The sequence below is a fragment of the Sphingomonas oligoaromativorans genome (assembly GCF_011762195.1).
Lineage (GTDB): Bacteria > Pseudomonadota > Alphaproteobacteria > Sphingomonadales > Sphingomonadaceae > Solisphingomonas > Solisphingomonas oligoaromativorans.
The window spans coordinates 288,588-304,648 of sequence record NZ_JAASQK010000001.1 but is presented as its reverse complement, the minus strand read 5'-3'; the positions used below and the strand labels follow the sequence as shown (position 1 = coordinate 304,648).

Genomic DNA, 16,061 nt, shown 5'->3' with positions numbered 1-16,061 from the left:
CTTGAGAGGCGGCCGCGGGTTGTTTCGGGCAAAGAATAATGATGAACGGAACCCCGAGACGATATTGGAACGGGGAAATAACGGATGGCCCGATCATCTCATCTGGATGGCCCCTCTACTCCAGAGGGATGGAGGCTCATCCGTTCGGCTGGTTTTGCGGCCGAATCGGCACGCTCGGGCCTTCGACGGCACGGCCGGCGAATGAGGCGATTCTCGTCGGGATGCGATGCGCAAGGGACGAGGCGAGGGCCGCCGCCTCCCATGCGGAAGGCGGATCGGCACGCCCCGTCCGAAGCGGGCGTCAGCCCATCGCCTTGACGATTTCCTCCACCATCTTCTTGGCGTCGGCAAGAAGCATCATGGTATTGTCGCGGTAGAACACTTCGTTATCGACACCGGCATAGCCGACGCCGCCCATCGAGCGCTTCACGAACAGCACCGTCTTGGCCTTCTCCACATCCAGCACGGGCATACCGTAGATGGGCGAGGACTTGTCCGTCTTGGCGGCCGGATTGGTGACGTCGTTGGCGCCGATCACGAAGGCGACGTCGGTCTGCGCGAACTCGCCGTTGATGTCCTCCAGCTCGAACACCTCGTCATAGGGGACGTTCGCTTCGGCCAGCAGCACGTTCATATGGCCCGGCATACGACCCGCCACCGGATGGATGGCGTATTTCACGCGCACGCCTTCCTTCTTGAGCAGATCGCCCATCTCGCGCAGCGCGTGCTGCGCCTGCGCCACCGCCATGCCGTAGCCGGGCACGATGATGACCTGCTCGGCCTGCTTCATCAGGAACGCCGCGTCCTCGGCCGAGCCGCGCTTCCACGGCCGGTCGATCGCCGCGCCGCCACCGGACGCGCCCGCCTCGGTGCCGAAGCCGCCGGCGATCACGCTGATGAAGCTGCGGTTCATCGCGCGGCACATGATGTAGGAGAGGATCGCGCCCGAAGAGCCCACCAGCGCGCCCGTGATAATCATCGCGGTGTTGTGCAGCGTGAAGCCCATCGCGGCGGCCGCCCAGCCCGAATAGCTGTTCAGCATCGACACCACGACCGGCATGTCCGCGCCGCCGATCGGCACGATCAGCAGGAAGCCGATGACGAAGCTCAGCGCCGTGATCGCGGCGAAGACGGGCAGCGCGTCGTCGGTGAGGAAATAGCCGATCAGCGCGACGATCAGCGCCAGCGTGCCGAGATTGATGACATGGCGCGCCGGCAGCAGGATCGGCTTGCCCGACATGTTGCCGTTGAGCTTCAGGAAGGCGATCACCGAGCCCGAGAAGGTGATGGCGCCGATCGCGATGCCGAGCCCCATCTCGATCCGGCTGACCTGGTGGATATGCCCGGTCGCCAGATCGAGGATGCCGAACGCGCCCGGATTGGCATAGGCGGCGATCGCCACCAGCACCGCCGCGAGGCCGACCAGCGAGTGGAAGGCCGCCACGAGCTGCGGCATCGCCGTCATCTGGATGCGGCGCGCCACCACGAAGCCGATGCCGCCGCCGATCGCCATCGCCACCACGATCTCGGGCAGGCTGGCGATCTTGTGCGTGACGAGCGTCGTCCCCACCGCCAGCACCATGCCGACCATGCCGAAGCGATTGCCGCGCCGGCTGCTCTCCGGGCTCGACAGCCCGCGCAGCGCGAGGATGAAACAGAGCCCCGCGATCAGATAGATGAACGCCACCCACGGATTGACGGCAACGGCTTCGGACATTCCTTAAACCCCCAGATGTCGGTGCCGGATCACTTGGCCGCCGGCCGATCCTTCTTCTTGTACATGGCGAGCATCCGCTCGGTGACGGCGAACCCGCCGAAGATGTTGACGCTCGCCAGCACCACGGCGGCGAGGCCGAGCCATTTCGACGTGGTCGAGCCCTCGGCCGCCGACGCGATCAGCGCGCCGACGATGATGACCGACGAGATCGCGTTGGTGACCGACATCAGCGGCGTGTGCAGCGCCGGCGTCACCGACCAGACGACATAATAGCCGACGCAGCAGGCCAGCATGAAGATCGACAGGACCGAAACGAAATCCATTCCCAAGCTCCTATTCCGTCACTGTCGTATCGAACGCATGTCCCGAACGGCCCAGAGGATCAGAGCCACGCCGATCAGCATCGGCCCCGTCGCGGCACCGACCATCATGTGCAGCCCGAAAGCGAGCAACAGGACGCCAGCGACGATCTTCAGCGTCATGGCTTTCATCCGAGCAGCCTCGGGTTCACCACCTTGCCGTCCTTCGTCAGGCGGATCGCGTCGCCGATCTCCTCGTCGAGCACGGGCACGCCCTTCTCCTTGTCCCAGAAGGCGGAGAGGAAGTTGAAATGGTTGCGTGCGAACAGCGCCGAGGCGTCCGCCGCCAGACGGGAGGGCACGTTGCGATGGCCGACGATCTTCACGCCATGCCGCACGACCACCTCGCCGGGCACCGCGCCCTCGACATTGCCGCCCGCTTCCACCGCGAGGTCGACGATCACGGAGCCCGGCCGCATCGTCGCGATCTGCGCGTCCGAGATCAGGCGCGGCGCGGGGCGTCCGGGGATCAGCGCCGTCGTGATGACGATGTCCTGCCTGGCGATATGGCTGGAGACCAGCTCCGCCTGCGCCTTCTGATATTCGGCCGACATCTCGGTGGCGTACCCGCCCGAGCCCTCGCCCTCGATCCCGGCGACATTCTCGACGAAGATCGGCTTGGCGCCGAGCGACTGGATCTGTTCCCTGGTGGCCGATCGCACGTCCGTGGCCGACACCTGCGCGCCCAGACGGCGCCCGGTGGCGATCGCCTGGAGCCCGGCGACGCCGACGCCCATCACGAACAGCCGCGCGGCCGACACCGTGCCCGCCGCCGTCATCATCATCGGGAAGGCGCGGCCATATTCGCCCGCCGCGTCCAGCACCGCCTTGTAGCCGGAGAGGTTCGACTGCGAGGACAGGATGTCCATCGACTGCGCACGGGTGATGCGCGGCATGAACTCCATCGCCAGCGCCTCGATCCCGGCGGCGGCATAGGCATCCACCCGCGCCCGCTCGCCGAACGGATTGAGCGCGGCCGCCAGCCACGCCCCCGGCTTCACACCGGAGAGGCTCGCCGGGTCCGGCCCCTGCACACCAAGCAGGATATCCGCCCCCGAAATGACCTCCGCCCGAGTCGCGACCCTGGCGCCAGCCTCCGCGAAGGCCGCGTCGGCGATCGACGCGCCTTCGCCCGCCCCCGCTTCAACAGCCACTTCCGCGCCGAGCCCGATGAATTTTTTCACCGTCTCGGGCGTGACGGACACCCGCCGTTCCCCCGCCGCGCTCTCCCTGAGCGCCCCGATCTTCGCCATCGGCCGTCAGTTCGCGATGAGCAGGATGACGACAAACGCCGCAACGAAACAGGCAGCAGCACCATATTTCAACAGCCTGACGAAACTGCCATAGGTTTGCTGATGAGCATTCATCTCAACGTGGGAGCTTTCTGCCATCGGGGCCTCGCTGGATTGCAGTGCGGTGATTTCTACCTGCCTGAATCCGGGCTGCAAGCCTAATCATATGTAGGGTGATTAAGCCTGTCTTTACCTGACGACGTTACCGACAAGACCAATTCCAGAGGAAACGGAATGCCGCGCGAGACGATCCGAAGCCTTTTGCTGATCGATGAGGATGCCGGCCAGCGGCGTCTCGTCTCCGCCATCGCCGCCCGCGCCGGCTGGCGGACGATCGTCGCGGATATCGGCCCGGATTCGCTCGCCTCGCTCTCCACGCCGCAGGGCAGCACCATCGAGGCGATCCTGATCGACCAGCGCGACGACACGCCCGCCATGGTCGCGGAGCTGCGCGCCCAGCATCCCGACAAGGCCGTCCATATCCTCACCGAAATGGCGGGCCTCGCCGTCGCGGTGGAGGCGATGCGTCAGGGCGCGACAGACTATCTGGTGAAGCCGATCGCGCCGGATCGCCTGCTGGCCGCCCTCGACGCCGCCGCCAACCGCCAGTCGATCGAGGGCGAGCTGCGCCCGATGGCGGAGAAATTGTGGCAGCCGCTCCCCTTCGAGGAGATCGTCGGCACGGGCACCGCCTTCCGCGCGGCGGTCGCCACCGCCGCCAAGGCCGCCCGCGCGCGCATCCCCGTGCTGATCGAGGGCGAGCGCGGCACCGGCAAGGAGATGTTCGCCGAGGCGATCCACGCCGCCTCGCCCCGCGCCCAGCGCCCGCTGGTGGTGATCGATTGCGGCGCCATCCCCGCCAACGTCATCGATTCGGATCTGTTCGGCCATGAGCGCGGCGCCTTCGCCGGCGCCTTCGAGCGCAAGCCCGGCCGGTTCGTGGAGGCGGACGGCGGCACGCTGTTCCTCGACGACGTCTCCTCGCTCGCGCTCGACACGCAGGCGCGCCTGCTCGCCACGATCGAGACGGGGCGCATCTGGCCGCTCGGTAGTCGCGGGTATCGCGAGGTCGATATCCGCATCATCGCCGCCAGCCGCATGTCGCTGGCCGAGGAGGTCGCCGCCGGGCGCTTCCGCGAAGACCTGCTCTATCGGCTCGCCGGCGTGCATGTCGCGATCCCGCCGCTGCGCGAACGGATGGGCGACCTGCCGCTGCTCGTCCGCCATCTGCTCGATCGCATCGCCCACCAGCCGGGTCTGCGCGAGCTGGAGATCACCGACGACGCGCTGGCGCTGCTCGCCGGCTATGACTGGCCGGGCAATGTCCGCCAGCTCCAGAACGCGCTGTTCCGCGCCGCCGTGCTGTGCGACGCGCCGTCGCTCACCACCGCCGACTTCCCGCAGATCGCGCAGGAGAGCTTCTCCCGCCGCCGCCAGCCGCGCGGCAACGGGCTCGGGCATCGCGTGCCGGTGTCGCCGTCCGGCGGCGTGACGCTCTACACGCCGGACGGGCACCTCCGCCCGCTCGACGAGATCGAGGCCGACGTCATCCGCCACGCGATCAGCCATTATCGCGGCCGCATGAGCGAAGTCGCCCGCCGCCTCGGCATCGGCCGCTCGACGCTCTACCGCAAGCTCGGCGAACTCGGGATCGATACGGCGGCCTGAGGCCTGCCTCTCCCGCTTTTCGTCATCCCGGCGGAGGCCGGGATTCATTCGACGCCACGCGAACCGCATCGCCGTCGCGCCCGCCGCCAAGCGGAGCGACCACTCGAACGCCGCGTTCATGGATCCTGACTTCCGTCAGGATGACGAAGAAGGGAAGGACGGCGCGAACGCCCCCTAAGGCGTCAGCGCCTCGTCGCGCAGGCCCCGCCATACGCGCAGCGCCTGCACCGTCTCGAACACGTCGTGGACGCGCAATATCTGCACGCCCTGCGCGGCGCCTTTCAGCGCCAGCGTGATCGATCCGCCGAGCCGCTGGCTGACATCCGCCTCGCCCGAGAGCGCGCCGACGATCCGCTTGCGGCTCGCGCCCAGCACGATCGGCAGGCCGAGCGCATGGAACAGCGACAGCCCGTTCAGGATGGCGAGATTGTGGCGCAGCGTCTTGCCGAAGCCTATGCCCGGATCGATCAGCAGCCGCTCCCGCGCCACGCCCGCCGCCGTCACAGCCGCGATCCGGGCCTCCAGCCAGTCATACACGTCGAGCAGCGCGTCACGATATTGCGGGTCTTGCTGCATCGTCTCGGGCGAGCCCTGATGGTGCATCAACACCACCGGGCAGTCGCTCGCCGCCACGACCCGCAGCGCCTCGCCGTCATAGGTGAGCGCCGAGACGTCGTTGATGATGTGCGCGCCCGCCGCGAGCCCGGCCGTCATCACCGCCGCCTTGCGCGTGTCGAGCGAGAGCGCCGTGCCGCTCGCCTTCAGCCGCTCGATCACGGGGACGACGCGGGCGATCTCGTCGCCTTCCCAGACGGTCGCGGCGCCGGGGCGGGTGGACTCGCCGCCGATGTCGACGATCGCCGCCCCGGCGGACGCCAGCGCCACCGCATTGTCGGCCGCCTCGGCGGGCTGCTCCTCCAGGCCCTTGCCGGTCGAGAAGCTGTCCGGCGTCACGTTGACGATGCCCATCACCTGCGGCTGGTCGAGCCGGATGACGCGCTCGCCCAGCGTCAGCGGCGCGCGATCGGCCGTGATACGCTGGAGCTGCCGCCCGGCGGAGGTCCGCTGCGGCTCGGGCAGGCTGTCGACGAAATCCTCGATCCGCTCGACGGGGACGAGGGCATGGTCGAAGCGCCCACCCGCATCGGCGGCCAGCACCTCGACCATCGCGAACCAGACGAGCCCGCCCGCCAGCCGCATCGCCTGCCCGTCATAGCCGAAGGGCGCGTCGATGAAGCCGGTGGGCCGGAGATAGATCCGCGCGGAGCGGCCGCGCCGCGCGATCTCGGCGGAGATCATGCGGCCGGCTGGCTGGCCAGATAGGCCTGTCGAAGCGTGTCGATCGGCTCCAGCTTGCCGTTGCGCTCATAGTGCCAGAAGGTCCAGCCGTTGCACGACGGCGCGCCCTGCAACTCGGCACCGAGCTTGTGGATCGAGCCCGTGCGCGCCTCATGCGTCAGCGAGCTGTCAGCGCGGACACTGGCGCTCCAGCGGCGCTTGGCATCCATCAGCACCGCGCCCGGCTCCAGCAGCCCCGCCTCGACCAGCGCGCCGAACGGCACGCGCGGCGTCGACTTGCGCGACGGCATCACCATCATCGCGCTCTCGTCGAGCGGCAGCGCTGCGGCGATGCGCTCGCGCGCCACGCGGATGTAGCGCGGCTCGCGCTCGATGCCGATCCAGCGGCGGCCGAGGCGCTTGGCGACCGCGCCCGTCGTGCCGGTGCCGAAGAAGGGATCGAGCACCACGTCGCCCGGCTTCGTCGTCGCGAGCAGGATGCGATAGAGCAAAGCTTCCGGCTTCTGCGTCGGGTGCGCCTTGGCGCCGTCATCGTCCTTGAGGCGCTCGCCGCCCGAGCAGATCGGCAGCACCCAGTCCGAGCGCATCTGGAGATCGTCGTTGAGCGCCTTCATCGCCTTGTAGTTGAAGGTGTAGCGCGCATCCTCGGATTTCGCCGCCCAGATCAAAGTCTCGTGCGCGTTGGTGAAGCGCGTTCCCTTGAAGTTGGGCATCGGGTTCGCCTTGCGCCACACGATATCGTTGAGGATCCAGTAGCCTTCGTCCTGAAGATTGGCGCCGACGCGGAAGATGTTGTGATAGCTGCCGATCACCCACAGCGTGCCGTCGTCCTTCAGGATGCGGCGCGCTTCCTTGAGCCAGGCGCGGGTGAAACGATCGTAGGTCGCGTAGCTTTCGAACTTGTCCCAATCGTCGTCGACGGCGTCCACCTGGCTGCCGTCCGGGCGGAACAGATCGCCGCCGAGCTGGAGGTTGTAGGGCGGATCGGCGAAGATGCAGTCGACCGACTTGTCCGGCAGCGCCTTCATCGCGCGGACGCAATCGTCGCGCAGAATCTGGTCGAGCGGCAGAACGCCCTCGGCAGCCCGCGCCTGAGCCACGCGCGTCTGCGCACCAACATCGAACTGCCCCATGACGCGAACCCTTATACACCGATTGACACTGTCAGATGGGTGCTAAGTGATTCCCCGCGACTCGCCCGTCAAGCAAAAAACCCCCGGAATCCCGCGAGTCGCGGCGGTACGGAGGGAGAACCGATTCACCCTGACACCACATCTAGGAGTCGGAGCAACTCGCCTGACTCAACCCCTTGTGGTGTGACTCAAACGACTCAGTTTCATTTTTAGGGTAAATTTCCGCGCCTAGGATGAGCGCTCGGTTGTCAGCCTAAAGCGCAAGGCAAAGCTGCGCGACCGGCGCGAAGCTCCGCCTGTGGAGCGGCGTCGGCCCAAGCTCGATCAGCGCCGCGCGATGCTCCGCCGTGCCGTAGCCCTTGTTCTGACGCCAGCCATAGCCCGGATATTGCCCGTCATACTCCTGCATCATCCGGTCGCGCGTCACCTTGGCGATGATCGAGGCGGCCGCGATCGAGCGGCTGAGCGCGTCGCCCGAGACGATCGCCCGCGCCGGATGCCGCCATTTGGGCAGCGCGTTGCCGTCGACCAGCACCATCCCCGGCTCGACGCCCAGCGCATCCACCGCGCGGCTCATGGCGAGCATCGTGGCGTGATAGATGTTGAGCCGGTCGATCTCCTCCACGTCGACGATGCCGACGCCCCAGCCCGTCGAGGATCGCACTATGCGGTCATAGAGCCCCTCGCGGGCGGCCTCGGTGAGCTTCTTGGAGTCATCGATGCCGCGCGGCACGCGCCGCCGGTCGAGGATCACGGCCGCCGCGACCACCGGCCCGGCCAGCGGCCCCCGCCCCGCCTCGTCGACGCCGGCGCAGGGTTCGGGATGGTCTCGCTCATAACGGAAGCTGGGAGGCATGACGCCCCTCCTAGGGCGATCCGGCCGATCAAGGAACCGTCAAACATATGCTCATCTTTGCGGCGCAGGATGGCGCCACAGGGGGATGATGCCATGAGTCTCTGGAAGGGGGCGCGACCGGCGCCGATTTCGCCGAAGCTGGTGCTGATCGTGATCGGCGGCAGCTTCTGTCTCGGCTTCGTGGCGCTGGCCGGCCACTGAGGACGAAGCGGGCGGAGGCCGGCAGGCCCCCGCCCCGCCCGATCAGATCAGGCCGTCTGGCGCTTCAGCCGCGCCGCATAGCTCTTGCGGAACTTCTGGAGCTTGGGCGCGACGACCGCCATGCAATAGGCGTTCTCCGAACCCTGCCGCTCGAAATATTCCTGGTGATAGTCCTCGGCGACATACCAGGGCGCGAGCGGCTCGATCGTGGTCACGACCGGCTCCTCATATTCGGCCTGCGCACGCGCGATCGCGGCGCGGGCGGATGCCTCCTGCGCGGGCGAATGCGGGAAGACCGCCGAGCGATACTGCGTGCCGACGTCGTTGCCCTGACGGTTGAGCTGCGTCGGGTTGTGGATGTGGAAGAAGATGTCGAGCAGGTCGTCATAGCTGATGACGTCCGGGTCGAAGGCGACGCGCACCGCCTCGGCATGGCCTGTATCGCCCTCGCACACCCGCTTGTAGCTCGGGTTGGCCACCGTGCCGCCGGTATAGCCGCTCTCCACCGACTCGATGCCGATCACATCGTCGAACACGGCCTCGACGCACCAGAAGCAGCCCCCTGCCAGCGTCGCGATCTCCTGCGCCATTTCCTTACTCCGAAGCTAGAGAATCTCTCGGGCGAGAGGGTGGTGCGCCGGAACGGGATTTTCAACGGCAGAAGCCGACGAAAGGCGCCTTGACGAAGCTTTTACACCAACGCGTTATGCCGCCCGCATGGACGTACGCTTCGCAGACCCGACCTCCGCCCCCAACGCCTCCGCTTCGGGCGCGGCCGATACCCAGTCGATCGTCGTGATCGGGCTGGGCTATGTCGGCCTGCCGCTGGCGGTCGCGCTGGCCCGCAGCTTCCCGACCGCGGGCCTCGACATCAGCGCAGAGCGCGTCGCGGAACTGACCCGAGGCGAGGATCGCACCGGGGAGATCGATGCGGAGACGCTCGCCGCATCCACGCTCGAATATCATTCGGACGCGGCGGGATGCGCCCCGGCGGACGTCTACATCGTCACCGTCCCCACGCCCGTCGACGAGCGCAACCGGCCGGACCTGCGCGCGCTGATCTCGGCGAGCGAGATGGTCGGGCGGATGCTGGACGGCAGCCGCAAGCCGCTCGTGATCTTCGAGAGCACCGTCTATCCGGGCGTCACCGAGGAACTGTGCGTGCCCGCGATGGAGCGCGTCTCGGGGCTCCAGTGGAAGGAAGGCTTCGTCGTCGGCTATTCGCCCGAACGCATCAATCCCGGCGACCGCGAGCATACCGTCGACCGCATCGTGAAGGTCGTCTCCGGCGACAGCCCCGAAACGTGCGAGCGCGTCTCCGCCATCTACGAGCGCGTGACGACGGGCGGCACCTTCCGCGCCGCCTCGATCAAGGCGGCCGAGGGCGCCAAGGCGATCGAGAACGCCCAGCGCGACATCAACATCGCCTTCATGAACGAGGTGACGCGCATCTTCGCCCGCCTCGACGTATCGATCTGGGATGTGATCGACGCGGCCAGGACCAAGTGGAATTTCCTGCCCTTCACCCCCGGCCTGGTGGGCGGGCACTGCATCGGCGTCGATCCCTATTATCTCTCGCACCGCGCGATCGAGCTGGGGCACCTGCCCGAAGTCATCCCCGCCTCGCGCCGGGTGAACGACGATATGGGCCGCTGGATCGCCGACACGCTGCACCTCAAGATGGGGCGCCACGCGCTGCGCATCCTGATCCTCGGCGTCACCTTCAAGGAGGACGTGCCCGATCTCAGGAACTCCAAGGTCGGCGATATCGTGAAGCGCTTCTGGTATCACGGCCATTCGGTGACGGTGCATGATCCGCTCGCCGATGCCGCCGAGGCCGAGAAGGATTATGGCGTCCGCCTCGATCCCGACGCGCTGGGCCGGCAATACGATCTCGTCGTGTCGGCGGTGTCGCATCGCTTCTATCGCGACATGAGCGATGCGGCGCTGGCCGCCCTCGTCGAGGAAAACGGCCTGTTCGCGGATGTGAAGGGCGTGTTCCGGGGCCGGGACTTCGGCCGGAAGGTCTGGACGCTCTAGCCGACGATGCCGGGGCCGAGCGGCCCGCTGCCCTGCCCCAGCCCCGGCGCCGCCTCGATCGCCGTGCGGACATAGCGCCGCGCCGCCGCCACCGCCTTGGCGAGATCGTCGCCCCGCGCCAGCCCCGAGGCGATCGCGCTCGCCATCGTGCAGCCGGTGCCGTGGGTGTGGCGGGTGACGATCCGCTGGCCGCCCCATTCGGTCCGCTCCCCGCCGGGGAGGATGAGCGCGTCGATCAGCAGTTCCCCTTCGCCATGGCCGCCCTTGGCAAGCACCGCCGTGCCCGTCCGCCGGACCAGCGCCTCGGCCCCCCTGGGCGACAGCACGGCCAGTTCGGGGATATTCGGCGTCACCAGCACCGCGAGGCGCATCAGCCGCTCGAACGCCGCGATGGTGGCATCGTCCGCCAGCATCGCCCCGCTGGTCGCGACCATCACCGGATCGAACACCAGCGGCACACGCGCGTCGGCCGCCTCCAGCCGATCGGCCACCGCCTCGGCGATGGCAGACGAGCCGATCATGCCGATCTTGATCGCATCCGCGCCGATGTCGGAGAGCACCGCGTCGATCTGCGCCACCACCATCGCCGGATCGGTGAGCGCCACGCCCGTCACGCCCCGCGTGTTCTGCGCGGTGATCGCGGTGATCGCGGTCATGGCGTGGCAGCCGAAGGCGGTCACCGTCCTGATGTCGGCCTGAATGCCCGCCCCGCCCCCGGAATCCGAGCCGGCGATGATGAGTACGCGCGGGATGGTCATGCCGGACGCGCCGCCGCCGCCGGATAGCGCGCCAGCAGATCGCCCCCGCGCGGCGGACGCGGGCGCAGCTCGCCCTTGCAGTTGGGGCACGCGCCGTCGAGCGGCCCCACCACGCAGTCCGAACAGAAGGTGCATTCCATCGAGCAGATGAAGGCCCCGTCGCGATCGGCCGGCAGGATGCGCCCGCACGCCTCGCACAGGGGCCTCATCTCCAGCATCAGGCGGCGCGCCTCACCGCCTCGCAGACGGCCTCCACCACCTGCTGCACCAGCGCCGGGTCTTCGCCCTCCGCCATCACGCGGATCAGCGGCTCGGTGCCCGACTTGCGGATCAGCAGGCGGCCGGTGCCGGCGAGCTTCTCCTCCGCCTCGGCGATAGCCGCCTTCACCGTATCGGCCTCCAGCGGCGCGCCGTTCTTGAAGCGGACATTCTGGAGCTTCTGCGGCAGCGGCTCGAAACAGCGGAGCAGCTCCGAGGCGGGCTTGCCGCTCTCGACCAGCTCGGCCAGCACCTGAAGCGCGGCGAGCAGCCCGTCGCCGGTGGTGGCATAGTCGGACAGGATGAGATGCCCAGACTGCTCGCCGCCGACATTGAAGCCGTCACGGCGCATCGCCTCCAGCACATAGCGGTCGCCGACCGCGGTGCGGTGCAGCGTCAGCCCGTTCGCCTCCAAATAGCGTTCCAGCCCGAGGTTGGACATCACCGTCGCGACGATGCCGCCGCCCTTGAGCAGGCCGCGCCGCTGGAAGCCGGTGGCGATCACCGCCATGATCTGGTCGCCGTCGACGATCTGGCCGCGCTCGTCGACGATGATGAGCCGGTCCGCGTCGCCGTCCAGCGCGATGCCGATATCGGCGCGCGTCTCCAGCACCTTGCGCTGCAAGGCCTCGGGCGCGGTGGAGCCGACCTTGTCGTTGACGTTGGTGCCGTCCGGCTTGACGCCGATCGCGATCACGTCGGCGCCCAGCTCCCACAGCGCGGAAGGCGCGACATTATAGGCGGCGCCGTGCGCGCAATCGATCACGATACGCAGGCCGTCGAGGCGCAGATCCTCCGGGAAGGTCGCCTTCACGCCGTGGATGTAGCGGCCGCGCGCGTCCTCGATGCGCTGGGCGCGGCCGATCGCCTCGGGCTTCGCGAGCGTCGGCGGCTGATCGAGCATCGCCTCGATCTGCATCTCATCCTCGTCGGAGAGCTTGAAGCCGTCCGGGCCGAACAGCTTGATACCGTTATCCTGATAGGGATTGTGGCTGGCCGAGATCATCACGCCGATATCCGCGCGCATCGCCTTGGTGAGCAGCGCCACCGCCGGGGTCGGCATCGGGCCGACGAGGATCACGTCCATGCCCACCGAGGTGAACCCCGCCACCAGCGCGGATTCCATCATGTAGCCCGACAGGCGCGTGTCCTTGCCGATCACCACGCGGTGGCGATAATCGCCGCGCAGGAAGTGTGCGCCGGCCGCCTGCCCCACGCGCATCGCCAGCTCCGCCGTCATCGGCGCCTCGTTGGTCCGCCCGCGAATGCCGTCCGTGCCGAAATATTTGCGCGCCATAGATGCTCCTTCCTCGGGCGCTCATACTCCGCTCGGGCGGCCGACCGCCAGTTCATACTGTTGCCTGATCGGCCCCGGCGGTTTAGCGCCCGGTCATGCCGTCCCATCCCCGCATCCTCCCCCTCGACGACGACGCGATCGCGGTCGCCGCCGCGCAGATCCGCGAAGGGCTGCCCGTCGCGGTGCCGACCGAGACGGTCTACGGCCTCGCCGCCGACGCGACCTCGGGCGAGGCGGTGGCGCGCATCTATGCGGCCAAGGGGCGGCCCTCGTTCAATCCGCTGATCGTCCATGTCGCGAGCCTGGAGCAGGCCGAGACGCTGGCCGAGCTGCCGCCCGCCGCCCACCGCCTCGCCGCCGCCTTCTGGCCGGGGCCGCTGACCATGGTACTGCCCGCGCGCGCGGGATCGCCGGTCGCCGATCTGGTGACGGCGGGGCTGTCGACGGTCGCCATACGGATGCCGGCGCACCCCGCGATGCGCGCGCTGATCGCGGCCTCGGGCCGCCCGCTCGCCGCCCCCTCCGCCAACGCCAGCGGCCGGATCAGCGCGACCCGCGCCGCGCATGTCGCGGCCTCGCTCGGCGGCAAGGTGAGCCTCATCCTCGACGGCGGCGCGACGCGGCATGGGCTGGAATCCACCATCGTCGCGGTGGAGGAGGACAAGCTGCGCCTGCTCCGCCCCGGCCCGGTGGATGCGAAGGCGCTGGAGGAGGCGAGCGGCCTGCCCGTCCTCTCCCCCGTCGCGGATGCGGCGATCGAGGCGCCGGGCCAGCTTTCCAGCCATTATGCGCCGGGCAAGCCGCTCCGCCTCGATGCGACCGGGCGGCGCGACGGCGAATGGCTGATCGGCTTCGGAGACGTCGCGGGCGACGACACGCTGTCCGCCTCAGGCGATCTGATCGAGGCCGCATCCCGGCTGTTCGGCGCGCTGCACGATGCGGATGAAACCGCGTCCACGGCCATCGCGGTGGCGCCTATCCCGCGCGAAGGCCTCGGCCTCGCGATCAACGACCGCCTCGCCCGCGCCGCAGCCCCCCGATAAGCGCCAGATACAAATTGCCCCGCTGGCCAAGGGGGGGAGCCAGCGGGGCGTAGGGTTCTCTGATCCGGGCCAGGGGAGGAACCCGGGGAACACAGGCTTGATAGCCTTGTCCTGCGCTGTCGTGAAATTGATCGTCTGCGTCACAGTGATCGGAAAAGGCGCGCGGCCGACGGAGCGAACCCCGCCAGCCGCGCGTCCGTCCGTCAGCGCACGCCGTGCATCAGGCGCTTGAGCACCGGCGCCAGCACCAGCAGCAACACGCCCGCCGCAATGGTCGCGATGCCGCCCGTCTGGAAGCTGCCGAGATAGGTGTGGAGGCTCAGTTCGGCGTTGGTCACCTGGCCGCCGACGGTCTGCACCGAGGCCGCCTGCGCGATCGCGCCCGCGAAATATTCCGCCACCGAGATCGACAGGAACCACACGCCCATCATCATGCCCACCACGCGCGCGATCGACAGCTTGGTAATCATCGACAGGCCGACCGGCGAGATGCACAGCTCCGCGATCGAGTGGAGGAAATAGGTCGCCACCAGCCACCACAGCGACACGCGGAACCCGGAACCCGCGAAGTGGCCGCTGAACGCCAGCAGCACGAAGCCCGCGCCGACCAGCACCAGCGCCAGCCCGAACTTGATCGGGATCGACGGTTCCCAGTTGCGTTTCGCCAGCGCCAGCCACAGCCAGCTCATCACCGGCGCGAACAGCACGATGGTGATCGGGTTGAAGTTCTGCGTCTGCGCGGCCGACATGGTGAGGCCGAACAGGTTCAAGTCGGTGTTGCGATCGGCGAACAGGGTGAGCGAGGAGCCCGCCTGCTCGAACAGCGTCCAGAAGGTGACGTTGAAGACGACGAGGATGACGGCCGCCAGCATCATCTGGAACTCGGCGCGGGTGCCCGCGCGCCACGCCCAGACCGGGATGCCCACCACGGCCGCGAGGAAGGTGACGAACAGCACCTTGCCCAGCACCGGCAGCGCCAGCAGATAGCCGACGAAGCCCGCGCCGGCGGCGGCTTCCGGGGCCTCCATCACGTTGCGCAGCACCAGCCAGGTGATCGGCGCGGCGAGGATGGCGAGAATGTAGATGATCGCCGCGCGATCCTTGCCCTCCTGAACCGGAGGCTCGCCATAACCGGCGAGGCGGCCGCCGTCGAAGCGGATCAGCGCATAAGCGAACAACATGCCGATCGCGGCGAGCAGGAAGCCCGCCCACCAGCCGAACATCGTCACCAGCACGGGGCAGAAGGTCTGGCTGCCGATGGAGCCGATGTTGATGCCCCAGTAGAAGATGGTGAAGCCCGCGTCGCGTCGCCGGTCCCCCTCGGCATAGAGCGAGCCGACGATGGTGGAGATGTTCGGCTTGAAGAAACCGTTGCCCACCACGATCAGGCTGAGCGCGAAGAGCATCAGCGTGACGTAGAACGGCGAGCGATGGGCGTCGGAGGAGAAATCCCGCTTCGCCACCGTGCGCGCGACATGGCCGTCGTCGGCGAGAAGCTGCACCGAGCCGTCCGGCTGGCCCTTGATGCGCAGATGCTGGCCGGCGGCGGTGATGAATTGCAGCTTGGTGTCGCCCGATGCCTTCTGCTCGGTGACTTCGTAGCGCTGGCCGTCGATCACCGCGAAGGGCTTGGCCGGCTGCCCGCCGAAGCAGAGCAGGAAATAGCCCACCGCCATCACGATCGCGCCGAACTTCACCGAGCGTTTGGAGCCCAGATACCGGTCCGCGATCAGGCCGCCGACCACGGGCGTCAGATAGACGAGGCTCATATAGCCGCCGTAGAGGCCGTTGGCCTCGCGATCGGACAGCAGGAAATGGTTGGTCAGATACAGGACCAGCAGCGCGCGCAGGCCGTAGAAGCCGAAGCGCTCCCACGCCTCGACCGAGAAGAGGCGCGCAAGTTGTCGCGGATGGCCGAGCCAGGTGCCGCCGTCAGATCGGCTGACATGGGGCGACCCCGGCTCGAAGGTGGCGTCGGCGTCCGGCAGGACCATGGATGCTCCAGAACAAGAGGACGGCGCGCGGCACCTTGCGGGCGCGCGGCCGATTATGGCGCGCACCCTAGCGGCGACGGCGGCGATGCCAAGAGCCCCGCGCAAGGATATTGCTGACTATCGCACTATTGCAACGCAGCATCCTC

Annotated in this window: 16 protein-coding genes; 3 read left to right on the top strand and 13 right to left on the bottom strand. The window is 68.2% G+C overall.

Features of this window, described 5'->3' with window-relative positions; all coding sequences use genetic code 11:
- Nucleotides 1-301 precede the first annotated feature (301 nt).
- The 5 genes from FHS98_RS01540 to FHS98_RS18735 are packed head-to-tail and all read right to left on the bottom strand — an operon-like array spanning nucleotide 302 to nucleotide 3,524.
- The gene (locus FHS98_RS01540) at nucleotides 302-1,717 is read right to left on the bottom strand and encodes an NAD(P)(+) transhydrogenase (Re/Si-specific) subunit beta (RefSeq protein ID WP_167098775.1); all 1,416 of its coding nucleotides are present in this window, start codon (nucleotides 1,715-1,717) and stop codon (nucleotides 302-304) included.
- Nucleotides 1,718-1,746: 29 nt separating this feature from the next.
- On the bottom strand, nucleotides 1,747-2,040 hold the full coding sequence (locus tag FHS98_RS01535) for an NAD(P) transhydrogenase subunit alpha part 2 (RefSeq protein ID WP_019833856.1): 294 nt from the start codon (nucleotides 2,038-2,040) through the stop codon (nucleotides 1,747-1,749).
- Nucleotides 2,041-2,058: 18 nt separating this feature from the next.
- Nucleotides 2,059-2,199 carry a hypothetical protein gene (locus FHS98_RS01530; RefSeq protein ID WP_167098772.1) on the bottom strand — a complete coding sequence of 47 codons (141 nt, stop codon included), beginning with the start codon at nucleotides 2,197-2,199 and terminating at the stop codon, nucleotides 2,059-2,061.
- Nucleotides 2,200-2,204: 5 nt separating this feature from the next.
- Nucleotides 2,205-3,329, bottom strand: coding sequence for an NAD(P) transhydrogenase subunit alpha (locus FHS98_RS01525; protein ID WP_167098769.1), 1,125 nt, complete (start codon nucleotides 3,327-3,329; stop codon nucleotides 2,205-2,207).
- A 6-nt stretch (nucleotides 3,330-3,335) separates the two neighbouring features.
- A complete protein-coding gene (locus FHS98_RS18735; RefSeq protein WP_167098766.1) occupies nucleotides 3,336-3,524 on the bottom strand; it encodes an aa3-type cytochrome c oxidase subunit IV in 189 nt (62 codons plus the stop codon).
- Nucleotides 3,525-3,602: 78 nt separating this feature from the next.
- Between FHS98_RS18735 and FHS98_RS01515 the strand changes: the two genes are divergently transcribed.
- Nucleotides 3,603-5,036 (top strand): sigma-54-dependent transcriptional regulator, encoded by a 1,434-nt coding sequence (locus FHS98_RS01515; protein ID WP_167098762.1) that lies wholly within the window; start codon nucleotides 3,603-3,605, stop codon nucleotides 5,034-5,036.
- A 174-nt stretch (nucleotides 5,037-5,210) separates the two neighbouring features.
- On the opposite strand, the gene folP is transcribed toward FHS98_RS01515, so the two are convergent.
- The 4 genes from folP to msrA all read right to left on the bottom strand — a co-directional run bounded on the left by folP (nucleotide 5,211) and on the right by msrA (nucleotide 9,115).
- Nucleotides 5,211-6,335, bottom strand: a complete 1,125-nt coding sequence (folP, locus tag FHS98_RS01510) for a dihydropteroate synthase (RefSeq protein ID WP_167098760.1) — start codon at nucleotides 6,333-6,335, stop codon at nucleotides 5,211-5,213.
- A complete protein-coding gene (locus FHS98_RS01505) occupies nucleotides 6,332-7,468 on the bottom strand; it encodes a site-specific DNA-methyltransferase (RefSeq protein ID WP_167098757.1) in 1,137 nt (378 codons plus the stop codon). The genes folP and FHS98_RS01505 overlap by 4 nt, the downstream gene beginning before the upstream one ends.
- A 253-nt stretch (nucleotides 7,469-7,721) precedes the next feature.
- On the bottom strand, nucleotides 7,722-8,324 hold the full coding sequence (locus FHS98_RS01500) for a ribonuclease HII (protein WP_167098754.1): 603 nt from the start codon (nucleotides 8,322-8,324) through the stop codon (nucleotides 7,722-7,724).
- 248 nt (nucleotides 8,325-8,572) lie between these two features.
- Complete coding sequence (gene msrA / locus FHS98_RS01495) at nucleotides 8,573-9,115, bottom strand: peptide-methionine (S)-S-oxide reductase MsrA (protein WP_167098751.1); 543 nt, start codon at nucleotides 9,113-9,115, stop codon at nucleotides 8,573-8,575.
- 127 nt (nucleotides 9,116-9,242) lie between these two features.
- Between msrA and FHS98_RS01490 the strand changes: the two genes are divergently transcribed.
- A complete protein-coding gene (locus FHS98_RS01490; protein WP_208401904.1) occupies nucleotides 9,243-10,565 on the top strand; it encodes a nucleotide sugar dehydrogenase in 1,323 nt (440 codons plus the stop codon).
- On the opposite strand, the gene thiD is transcribed toward FHS98_RS01490, so the two are convergent.
- Genes thiD through glmM form a run of 3 tightly spaced genes read right to left on the bottom strand, consistent with a single transcriptional unit; the run spans nucleotide 10,562 to nucleotide 12,878 of the window.
- Nucleotides 10,562-11,323, bottom strand: a complete 762-nt coding sequence (thiD, locus tag FHS98_RS01485; protein WP_167098748.1) for a bifunctional hydroxymethylpyrimidine kinase/phosphomethylpyrimidine kinase — start codon at nucleotides 11,321-11,323, stop codon at nucleotides 10,562-10,564. The genes FHS98_RS01490 and thiD overlap by 4 nt on opposite strands.
- Nucleotides 11,320-11,541: a DUF1272 domain-containing protein gene (locus FHS98_RS01480; protein ID WP_167098745.1), complete on the bottom strand. Its 222-nt coding sequence runs from the start codon at nucleotides 11,539-11,541 to the stop codon at nucleotides 11,320-11,322. The genes thiD and FHS98_RS01480 overlap by 4 nt, the downstream gene beginning before the upstream one ends.
- Nucleotides 11,541-12,878, bottom strand: a complete 1,338-nt coding sequence (gene glmM, locus FHS98_RS01475; protein WP_167098742.1) for a phosphoglucosamine mutase — start codon at nucleotides 12,876-12,878, stop codon at nucleotides 11,541-11,543. The genes FHS98_RS01480 and glmM overlap by 1 nt, the downstream gene beginning before the upstream one ends.
- Before the next feature lie 95 nt (nucleotides 12,879-12,973).
- Here glmM and FHS98_RS01470 point away from each other — a divergent pair, with 95 nt between their 5' ends.
- On the top strand, nucleotides 12,974-13,921 hold the full coding sequence (locus tag FHS98_RS01470) for an L-threonylcarbamoyladenylate synthase (RefSeq protein WP_167098739.1): 948 nt from the start codon (nucleotides 12,974-12,976) through the stop codon (nucleotides 13,919-13,921).
- A 203-nt stretch (nucleotides 13,922-14,124) separates the two neighbouring features.
- On the opposite strand, the gene FHS98_RS01465 is transcribed toward FHS98_RS01470, so the two are convergent.
- Nucleotides 14,125-15,915, bottom strand: a complete 1,791-nt coding sequence (locus tag FHS98_RS01465) for a peptide MFS transporter (protein ID WP_167098736.1) — start codon at nucleotides 15,913-15,915, stop codon at nucleotides 14,125-14,127.
- Nucleotides 15,916-16,061 lie beyond the last annotated feature (146 nt).